The sequence below is a fragment of the Methylibium sp. genome (assembly GCF_013817365.1).
Lineage (GTDB): Bacteria > Pseudomonadota > Gammaproteobacteria > Burkholderiales > Burkholderiaceae_C > Methylibium.
Genome location: NZ_JACDCU010000113.1, coordinates 1 through 9750, shown reverse-complemented (window position 1 = coordinate 9750; position 9750 = coordinate 1). Strand labels below are relative to the sequence as shown.

The 9750-nt window shown below is 66.0% G+C and carries 11 protein-coding genes and 1 tRNA gene; all 12 read left to right on the top strand.

The genetic code is table 11. From position 1 onward, the window contains the following. On the top strand, positions 1 to 1656 hold a 1656-nt coding region (gene pnp, locus H0W38_RS09135), incomplete at its 5' end, for a polyribonucleotide nucleotidyltransferase (protein WP_292453050.1). A 54-nt stretch (positions 1657 to 1710) separates the two neighbouring features. Continuing rightward, the gene (locus H0W38_RS09130; RefSeq protein ID WP_292453048.1) at positions 1711 to 2697 is read left to right on the top strand and encodes an NAD(P)H-quinone oxidoreductase; all 987 of its coding nucleotides are present in this window, start codon (positions 1711 to 1713) and stop codon (positions 2695 to 2697) included. 16 nt (positions 2698 to 2713) lie between these two features. Continuing rightward, positions 2714 to 3472, top strand: coding sequence for a triose-phosphate isomerase (gene tpiA, locus H0W38_RS09125; RefSeq protein WP_292453046.1), 759 nt, complete (start codon positions 2714 to 2716; stop codon positions 3470 to 3472). A 42-nt stretch (positions 3473 to 3514) separates the two neighbouring features. Continuing rightward, positions 3515 to 3949: a preprotein translocase subunit SecG gene (secG, locus tag H0W38_RS09120; RefSeq protein ID WP_292453044.1), complete on the top strand. Its 435-nt coding sequence runs from the start codon at positions 3515 to 3517 to the stop codon at positions 3947 to 3949. A 203-nt stretch (positions 3950 to 4152) separates the two neighbouring features. Then, positions 4153 to 4237, top strand: a tRNA-Leu gene (locus H0W38_RS09115). 172 nt (positions 4238 to 4409) lie between these two features. Beyond that, positions 4410 to 4769, top strand: coding sequence for an NADH-quinone oxidoreductase subunit A (locus H0W38_RS09110; RefSeq protein WP_292453042.1), 360 nt, complete (start codon positions 4410 to 4412; stop codon positions 4767 to 4769). 9 nt (positions 4770 to 4778) lie between these two features. Beyond that, a complete protein-coding gene (locus H0W38_RS09105) occupies positions 4779 to 5255 on the top strand; it encodes an NADH-quinone oxidoreductase subunit B family protein (RefSeq protein ID WP_292447422.1) in 477 nt (158 codons plus the stop codon). A gap of 23 nt (positions 5256 to 5278) precedes the next feature. Beyond that, entirely contained in the window at positions 5279 to 5890 is a 612-nt protein-coding gene (locus H0W38_RS09100; RefSeq protein ID WP_292453054.1) for an NADH-quinone oxidoreductase subunit C, read from the top strand. A 2-nt stretch (positions 5891 to 5892) separates the two neighbouring features. Further along, entirely contained in the window at positions 5893 to 7146 is a 1254-nt protein-coding gene (locus H0W38_RS09095) for an NADH-quinone oxidoreductase subunit D (protein WP_292453040.1), read from the top strand. 29 nt (positions 7147 to 7175) lie between these two features. After that, positions 7176 to 7661: an NAD(P)H-dependent oxidoreductase subunit E gene (nuoE, locus tag H0W38_RS09090; protein ID WP_292453052.1), complete on the top strand. Its 486-nt coding sequence runs from the start codon at positions 7176 to 7178 to the stop codon at positions 7659 to 7661. Next, positions 7658 to 9067 (top strand): NADH-quinone oxidoreductase subunit NuoF, encoded by a 1410-nt coding sequence (nuoF, locus tag H0W38_RS09085; protein WP_292453038.1) that lies wholly within the window; start codon positions 7658 to 7660, stop codon positions 9065 to 9067. Before nuoE ends, nuoF begins: the two co-directional genes overlap by 4 nt. Then, positions 9060 to 9750, top strand: a 691-nt coding sequence (locus H0W38_RS09080) for a 2Fe-2S iron-sulfur cluster-binding protein (protein ID WP_292453036.1), incomplete at its 3' end; no start/stop codon positions are given. The genes nuoF and H0W38_RS09080, both read left to right, overlap by 8 nt.

Below are 9750 nucleotides of genomic sequence, written 5' to 3'. Positions count from 1 at the left end.
GTGTTCGGCCACGAGCAGGGCAACATCGCCGTGCGCGCCATCAACGAGCTGGTGCGCGAAGCCGGCAAGGCCGAGTGGCAATGGGAAGCGCCGGCCAAGGACGAGCCCTTCATCGCCCAGGTGAACGGCCTGGCCGAAGAGAAGATCCGCGCCGCCTACCAGATCCGCTCCAAGCAGGACCGCACGCAAGCGACCCGCGCGGCCTATGCCGAAGTGCTGGCCGCGCTGGCCGCTGACGGCTCGTCGGTCGACAAGGTCAAGGTCGAGAACCTGCTGTTCGACATCGAAGCCAAGATCGTGCGCAGCCAGATCCTCGGCGGCGAGCCCCGCATCGATGGCCGCGATACGCGCACCGTGCGCCCGATCGAGATCCGCACCGGCCTGCTGCCCCGCACCCACGGCTCGGCGCTCTTCACGCGCGGCGAGACTCAGGCGCTGGTAGTAGCGACTCTCGGCACCGAGCGCGACGCGCAGCGCATCGACGCGTTGGCCGGAGAGTTCGAAGACCGCTTTATGTTTCACTACAACATGCCCCCCTTCGCGACCGGCGAGACCGGCCGCGTGGGCACGCCGAAGCGTCGCGAGATCGGCCACGGCCGCCTGGCCAAGCGCGCGCTGATCCCGGTGCTGCCGAAGAAGGACGAGTTCGCCTACGCGATCCGCGTCGTCTCGGAGATCACCGAGTCCAACGGCTCGTCGTCGATGGCCTCGGTGTGCGGCGGCTGCCTGGCCCTCATGGACGCCGGCGTGCCGCTCAAGGCGCACGTGGCCGGCATCGCCATGGGCCTGATCAAGGACGGCAACCGCTTCGCGGTGCTGACCGACATCCTCGGCGACGAGGATCATCTGGGCGACATGGACTTCAAGGTGGCCGGCACCACCACCGGCATCACGGCGCTGCAGATGGACATCAAGATCCAGGGCATCACCAAGGAGATCATGCAGGTCGCCCTGGCGCAGGCCAAGGAAGCGCGCCTGCACATCCTGGGCAAGATGGTCGAGGTGGTGCAGGGCGCGAAGACCGAGGTGTCAGAGTTCGCCCCACGCCTGTACGTCATGAAGATCAACCCCGAGAAGATCCGCGACGTGATCGGCAAGGGCGGCGCGACCATCCGCGCGCTGACCGAAGAAACCGGCACGCAGATCAACATCGAGGAAGACGGCACCATCACCATCGCCTCGGTCGATGGCGACAAGGCGATGGCGGCCAAGAAGCGCATCGAGGAGATCACGGCCGAGGCCGAGATCGGCAGGGTCTACGAAGGCGCGATCACCAAGATTCTGGACTTCGGCGCGCTGGTCAACATCCTGCCGGGCAAGGACGGCCTGCTGCACATCAGCCAGATCGCCCATGAGCGGGTCGAGAACGTGACCGACTTCCTGAGCGAAGGCCAGGTCGTCAAGGTCAAGGTGCTCGAGACCGACGAGAAGGGCCGCATCAAGCTGTCGATGAAGGCGCTGCTCGAGCGGCCCGAGGGCATGCCTGAGCGTGATGACCGGCCGCCGCGCCGCGACTTCGGTGACCGCGATCGCGGCGGCCGAGGTGGCGAGCGTGGGGATCGCCCGCGTCGTGAACCCCGCACCGAGCCGCAAGGCGAGCCGCGCGGCGAGACTGCCCCGGTGTCCGAAGGCGGCAACGGACCGCTCTCCGAGTGAAGTTTTCTGCGCTCCGCGCGGCGCGAGCCGTGCGGCAGCCAGGGAGGACGCGCCATGCAAGCCATTGAGATTTCAGAGCCCGGCGGGCCCGAGGTGCTGCGCCTGGTCGAACGCCCCGAGCCGCAGCCCGGCCCAGACGAACTGCTGATCGCGGTGACCGCATCGGGCGTGAACCGGCCCGACGTTCTGCAGCGCTCGGGCGCCTATCCCCCGCCGCCCGGCGCTTCGGATCTTCCCGGGCTGGAGGTGGCCGGCAGCATCGTCGGCGGCGACGAAAAGGCGCTGCAGGCGGCGGGCCTCGCGCTGGGCGAGCGCGTCTGCGCACTCACCCACGGTGGCGGCTATGCCGAGCGCTGCGTGGCGTCAATCGGGCAGTGCCTGCCGGTGCCGGCGGGGCTGTCCGACGTCGAGGCGGCGAGCCTGCCGGAGACCTTCTTCACGGTCTGGATCAACGTCTTCGACCGTGCACGACTTCAGCCCGGCGAGACCTTGCTGGTGCAGGGCGGCTCCAGCGGCATCGGTGTTGCCGCGATCCAGATCGCCAAGGCGCTCGGGGCGTCGGTGATCGTCACGGTCGGGGACGACGAGAAGGCTGCGGCCTGCGTGAAGCTCGGCGCCGATCACGCCATCAACTACAAGACACAGGACTTCGTTGCCGAGGTCAAGCGCCTGACGGACGGCCGCGGGGTCGATGTGATTCTCGACATGGTGGCCGGCCCCTACATGGCGCGCGAACTGAAATGCCTGGCCGACGACGGGCGACTGTCGATCATTGCCTTGCAGGGTGGAACGAAGGGCGAGATCGACGCCGGCGCCGTGCTCCGCCGGCGCCTGACCATCACCGGCTCGACCCTGCGTCCACGCACCCCGGCCTACAAGGCGAGCGTCGCCGCAGCGCTGCGCGAGCACGTCTGGCCGCTGCTCGAGGCCGGCCGCATCAAGCCGACCGTCTTCAAGACCTTTCCCGCAGCGCAGGCCGGCGAGGCCCATGCGCTGATGGAATCGAGCCGCCACATCGGCAAGATCGTGCTGACCTGGTGATGAAAGGCAAATGCTCATGAGCGACCCACGGCCCCACCGCCAACTCGTCGTCGGCAACTGGAAGATGCATGGCAGCCACGCTGTCAACGAAGCACTGCTCGAGGCCTTGAAGTCGGCCGGCCCGCTGCCCTGCGATGCGGCGGTCTGCGCACCGTTTCCCTATCTCGCACAGGCAGCCGAGCGGCTCGCGCGCAGCGCCATCGCCTGGGGCGCGCAGGACTGCTCGGCGCACGAGCAGGGCGCCTACACCGGCGAGGTCTCGGCCGCGATGCTGGCCGATTTCAGCTGCCGCTACGCGATCGTCGGTCATTCGGAACGCCGTGCGCTGCACGCCGAAAGCGACCAGCTCGTCGCCGACAAGGCGCAGGCTGCTCTGAAGTCCGGCGTGACGCCCATCGTCTGCGTTGGCGAGACGATGGCCGAGCGCGAAGCCGGCCAGACCGATGCCGTCGTCAAGCGTCAACTCTCCGCCGTGATTCACACGCTTGCGCATTGCGCCAGCGAGATGGTCGTCGCCTACGAGCCGGTGTGGGCCATCGGCACGGGGCTGACGGCAACGCCCGAACAGGCACAGGCAGTGCACGCGCTGCTGCGCGCCCAACTGCACGCGGCCACCGAACACGCCGCGCGCATGAAGCTGCTCTACGGCGGCAGCGTCAAGCCCGACAACGCAGCCAGCCTGTTCGCGCAGCCCGATATCGACGGCGGCCTGGTCGGCGGCGCGTCGCTGAAGGCGGCCGATTTTCTAGCCATCTGCCGGGCGGCGCAGCGCTAAAGCGCGCTGGCCAGGCACCTCGAATTTTCCGGAGTCGACGACATGCAATTGGTTTTGACGATCGTGGTGGTGATGCAGATGCTCACCGCGCTGGTGATGATCGGCTTGGTGCTGATTCAGCACGGCAAGGGCGCCGACATGGGCGCCTCGTTCGGCAGCGGCGCCTCGGGCAGCCTCTTCGGCGCCACAGGCAGTGCCAACTTCCTGTCGCGCTCGACGGCGGTCTGTGCCGCCTTGTTTTTCTGCTGCACCTTGGCCTTGGCCTATTTCGGCAACCTCCCGGGCGTCGTGGGCGGCAGCCAAGGCGGCAGCATCCTCGAGCGAGCCGCGCCCGGTGGCGCCGGTGCCAGCATTCCGGGAGCCGGGATTCCCGGCGTCGCGCCGAGCGACGTTCCGACGCCGGCGGCTCCCGCGTCCGCTGAGCCGGCGGTGCCGGCTTCTGCCGCCTCGGGCGCGGCGCAGATTCCGACTCGGTGAGGCATCCCGCTTGCGCGCTCTGTGGCGCGTGAGAGCGGTGTCTCGCGCATGGTCGCCGAACAGCAAAGCGCTGTGGCCCGCAGGCCTGGCCCGCACCGCATTTCAAGCTAGAATTTCAGGCTGTTCGGTGAGCCAAACCTCATGCAATCCGGACTGCAAAGCGCATCGATTCGTCGGTGCCAGAGTCAGTAGTAGTGAGCAGTGCCGTCGTGGTGAAATTGGTAGACACGCTATCTTGAGGGGGTAGTGGCGAAAGCTGTGCGAGTTCGAGTCTCGCCGACGGCACCAAGCAAGCTCAAACCTTCGCGCGAGCCGGTCCGGCCCCACGGCAAGACCGAGCGCCTCACATCAATGCGCAGCAAGCGGGTGCGCCGCAGCTCATGTGGGCGGGCCGGTGCCGGCTGCCAGCGACGCCGCCTGCACATTGCGCGCGGCCTTGTCGAACCACTGCCATCGAAGCATGAACCTCGAGTCCTACCTGCCGGTGATCCTGTTCATCCTCGTCGGTGTGGCCGTGGGAGTCGCCCCGCAGTTGCTCGGCTTCCTCCTCGGCCCGCGCCGGCCCGATGCAGCGAAGAACGCGCCCTACGAATGCGGCTTCGAGGCGTTCGAAGACGCGCGCATGCAGTTCGACGTGCGCTATTACCTGGTCGCGATTCTGTTCATCCTGTTCGACCTGGAAATCGCCTTTCTCTTCCCGTGGGCTGTCGCGCTGGAGGAGATAGGCACAACAGGCTTCTGGGCCATGATGATCTTCCTCGGCATCCTCGTCGTGGGCTTCGTCTACGAGTGGAAAAAGGGTGCGCTGGACTGGGAATGAGGCACTGACATGGGCATCGAAGGCGTTCTCAAGGAGGGGTTCATCACCACTTCCGCCGACAAGCTGATCAACTGGTCGAAGACCGGCTCGCTGTGGCCGATGACCTTCGGCCTGGCGTGCTGCGCGGTCGAAATGATGCACGCCGGAGCCGCTCGCTACGACATCGATCGTTTCGGCATGCTGTTTCGCCCCAGCCCGCGGCAGAGCGACCTGATGATCGTGGCCGGCACCCTGTGCAACAAGATGGCGCCGGCGCTGCGCCGGGTCTATGACCAGATGGCCGAGCCGCGCTGGGTTCTTTCAATGGGGTCCTGCGCCAACGGCGGCGGCTACTACCACTACAGCTATTCCGTGGTGCGCGGCTGCGACCGCATCGTGCCCGTCGACGTGTACGTGCCCGGCTGTCCGCCGACGGCCGAGGCGCTGCTCTACGGCGTGCTGCAGCTGCAGTCGAAGATCCGCCGCGAACACACCATCGCACGTTGAGCAGCATCCCGATGACGAATCCTCTGGACTACAAGCTCGACGTGCTGCAGCCGGCGCTCGAGGCCGCTTTGGGCCCGCGCATCCGCTCACTGGTACGCGATCGCGGCGAAATCACCATTACCGTGAAGGCTGCCGACTACCTGGAGGCCTGCACGCAGTTGCGCGACCATCCGGCGCTCTCTTTCGAGCAGCTGATGGACGTGTGCGGCCTCGACTACTCGGCCTACCGCGACGGCGGCGCGTCGATCTATGCCGAGGGCCCGCGCTATTGCGTGGCCCTCCATCTGCTGTCGGTCAGCAAGAACTGGCGCCTGCGCGTCAAGGTGTTCTGCCCCGACGACGACCTGCCGATCGTGGCGTCGGTGAACGGCGTTTGGGCCGCGGCGAACTGGTTCGAGCGCGAGGCGTTCGACCTGTTCGGCATCGTCTTCGAGGGCCACGACGACCTGCGCCGCATCCTCACCGACTACGGGTTCATCGGGCATCCCTTCCGCAAGGACTTCCCCGTTTCGGGCCATGTCGAGATGCGCTACGACCCCGAACAAAAACGCGTGATCTACCAGCCCGTGACCATCGAGCCGCGCGAGATCACACCGCGCATCATTCGCGAAGACCACTACGGTGGTCTCCACTAGTCATGGCCGAAATCAAGAACTACACGCTGAATTTCGGCCCCCAGCATCCCGCCGCCCACGGGGTACTGCGGCTGATCCTGGAGCTCGACGGCGAAGTGATCCAGCGCGCCGACCCGCACATCGGCCTCTTGCACCGCGCCACCGAGAAGCTCGCCGAGACGCGTACCTATATCCAGTCGTTGCCCTACATGGACCGGCTCGACTACGTGTCGATGATGTGCAACGAGCACGCCTACTGCCTGGCGATCGAAAAGCTCATGGGCATCGAGGTGCCGATCCGCGCGCAGTACATCCGTGTGCTGTTCAGCGAGCTGACCCGGCTGCTCAATCATCTGTTGTGGCTGGGCGCGCACGGGCTCGATTGCGGTGCGATGAACATCTTCATCTACTGCTTTCGCGAGCGCGAAGACCTGTTCGACATGTACGAGGCGGTCTCCGGTGCGCGCATGCACGCCGCCTATTTCCGCCCCGGTGGCGTGTATCGCGACCTGCCCGACAGCATGCCGCAGTACAAGCCCTCCAAGGTGCGCAACGCCCGGGTCATGTCGCAACTCAACGAGAACCGCCAGGGCTCGCTGCTCGACTTCATCGACGACTTCAGCACGCGCTTTCCGAAGTACGTCGATGAGTACGAGACCCTGCTCACCGACAACCGCATCTGGAAGCAGCGCACGGTGGGCATCGGCGTGGTCACACCTGAACGCGCGCTCAACCTCGGCTTCAGCGGCCCGATGCTGCGCGGCTCGGGTCTGGCGTGGGACCTGCGCAAGACCCAGCCCTACGAGGTCTATGACCGCATGGACTTCGACGTGCCGGTCGGCGTCAACGGCGACACCTACGACCGCTACCTCGTGCGCATCGAGGAGATGCGCCAAGCCAACCGCATCGTTCAGCAGTGCATCGCCTGGCTACGTCAGAACCCGGGCCCGGTGATTACCGACAACCACAAGGTGGCTTCGCCCGGCCGCGTGGACATGAAGTCCAACATGGAAGAGCTGATCCACCACTTCAAGCTCTTCACTGAAGGCTTCCACGTGCCCGAGGGCGAGGCTTACGCAGCAGTCGAGCACCCCAAGGGCGAGTTCGGCATCTACATCGTCAGCGACGGCGCCAACAAGCCCTACCGGTTGAAGATCCGCGCCGCCGGTTTCCCGCACCTCGCCGCACTCGACGAGATGGCGCGCGGCCACATGATCGCCGACGCGGTGGCAGTGATCGGCACGATGGACATTGTTTTCGGCGAGATCGACCGATGAGCGCACGACCCATGAGCGCAACTGATTCCATGTTGAGCGAGCAGACCGCGGCGCGCTTCGCCCGCGAAGTGGCGAAGTACCCGGCTGATCAAAGACAGTCGGCGGTGATGGCCTGCCTGGCGATCGTGCAACAGGAGCAGGGCTTTGTCTCGGCGGATGCCGAACGCGCGGTGGCCGAGTACCTCGGCATGGCGCCGATCGCGGTGCACGAGGTCACGACCTTCTACAACATGTACAACCAGCAGCCGGTGGGGCAGTTCAAGCTCAACGTCTGCACCAATCTGCCATGCCAACTGCGCGACGGCCAGACCGCGCTCGACCACGTGTGCAGCCGGCTCGGCGTCGAGCCGTACGGCACCACGGCCGATGGCGTGTTCACCGTGCAGCCGAGCGAGTGCCTGGGCGCCTGCGCCGATGCGCCGGTGTTGTTGGTCAACGACCGGCAGATGCTCAGCTTCATGGGCGAGTCCCGGCTCGACGAGCTGCTCGATACGCTGAAGGCGTCTGCGACATGAGGCCGCAATCGATGCTCGACCTCTCGAAGTTCCAGGCCAGCGGCCGGGAAACGTGCTTTCACGGCCGCCACATCGGCGCGCAGATCGTTGCCGGCCTCGACGGCAGCAACTGGCGGTTGAAGGACTACGAGGCCCGTGGCGGCTATCAGGCGCTGAAGAAGATTCTGCAAGGCGGGGACGGTGCCACGCCGATGACGCCCGAGCAGGTGATCGCGGAGGTCAAGACCTCCGGCCTGCGCGGCCGCGGCGGTGCGGGTTTCCCGACCGGCCTGAAGTGGAGCTTCATGCCGCGCCAGTTTCCCGGCCAGAAGTATTTGGTGTGCAACTCCGACGAAGGCGAGCCGGGCACCTGCAAGGATCGCGACATCCTTGCCTACAACCCGCACATCGTCATCGAAGGAATGATCATCGCGGCCCATGCGATGGGCATCACGGTCGGCTACAACTACATTCACGGCGAGATCTTCGGCTTGTACGAACGATTCGAGGAAGCCTTGGAAGAGGCACGCGCCGCCGGCTACCTGGGCGCGAACATTCTGGGCTCGGCGCACTGTTTCCAGTTGCATGCCTTTCACGGCTTCGGCGCCTACATCTGCGGCGAAGAAACCGCGCTGCTCGAATCGCTCGAAGGCAAGAAGGGCCAGCCGCGCTTCAAGCCGCCTTTTCCCGCGAGCTACGGCCTGTACGGCAAGCCGACCACGATCAACAACACCGAGACCTTCGCCGCGGTGCCCTGGATCATCCGCAAGGGCGGTCAGGCCTACCTGGAGTGCGGCAAGCCCAACAACGGCGGCACCAAGCTGTTCTCGATGGTCGGTGACGTCGAGCGGCCGGGCAACTACGAAGTGCCGATGGGCACGCCGTTTTCCAAGCTGCTCGAGCTTGCCGGCGGCGTGCGCGGCGGCCGGGGGCTCAAGGCGGTGATCCCCGGCGGCTCCTCGGCCCCGGTGCTGCCCGGCGCCGTGATGATGGACACCACGATGGACTACGACGCCATCGCCAAGGCCGGCTCCATGCTCGGCTCGGGCGCGGTGATCGTGATGGACGAGACACGCTGCATGGTGAAGAGCCTGCTGCGCCTGTCCTACTTTTATCAGCACGAAAGCTGCGGGCAATGCACGCCCTGCCGCGAGGGCACCGGCTGGCTGTGGCGCATGGTCGATCGAATCGAGCACGGCAAGGGCCGCATGGAAGACATCGACCTGCTCAACTCGGTAGCCGACAACATCCAGGGCCGCACGATCTGCGCGCTCGGCGATGCCGCGGCGATGCCTGTGCGGGCAATGATCAAGCACTTCCGAGCGGAGTTCGTGCATCACATCGAGCACAAGCGCTGCCTGGTCGGATCCGGCGCAGCCCTCACCCCGACCCTCTCCGAGAGGGAGAGGGAGGACATCCATGGTTGAAATCGAACTCGACGGCCGCAAGGTCGAGGTGCTTGAGGGCAGCATGGTGATGCATGCCGCCGACAAGGCGGGCACCTACATCCCGCACTTCTGTTATCACAAGAAGCTCAGCATCGCGGCCAACTGCCGCATGTGCCTGGTCGATATCGAGAAGGCGCCCAAGCCCATGCCGGCCTGCGCCACGCCGGTGACGCAGGGCATGATCGTGCGCACGCAGAGCGAAAAAGCGCTCAAGGCGCAGCAGTCGGTGATGGAGTTCCTGCTCATCAATCACCCGCTCGACTGCCCCATCTGCGACCAGGGCGGCGAATGCCAGCTGCAGGACTTGGCGGTGGGCTACGGCAAGTCGGCCTCACGCTACGAAGAAGAAAAGCGCGTCGTGCCGAGCAAGAACGTCGGCCCGCTGATCGGCATGGAAGAGATGACGCGCTGCATCCACTGCACGCGCTGCGTTCGCTTCGGCCAGGAAGTCGCGGGCGTGATGGAACTCGGCATGCTCCACCGCGGCGAGCACGCCGAGATCACGGTGGTGAGCGGCGAGACGATCGACTCCGAACTCTCCGGCAACATGATCGACCTGTGCCCGGTGGGCGCGCTGACCAGCAAGCCCTTTCGCTACAGCGCCCGCACCTGGGAGCTGTCGCGCCGCAAGAGCATCAGCCCGCACGACAGCACCGGCAGCA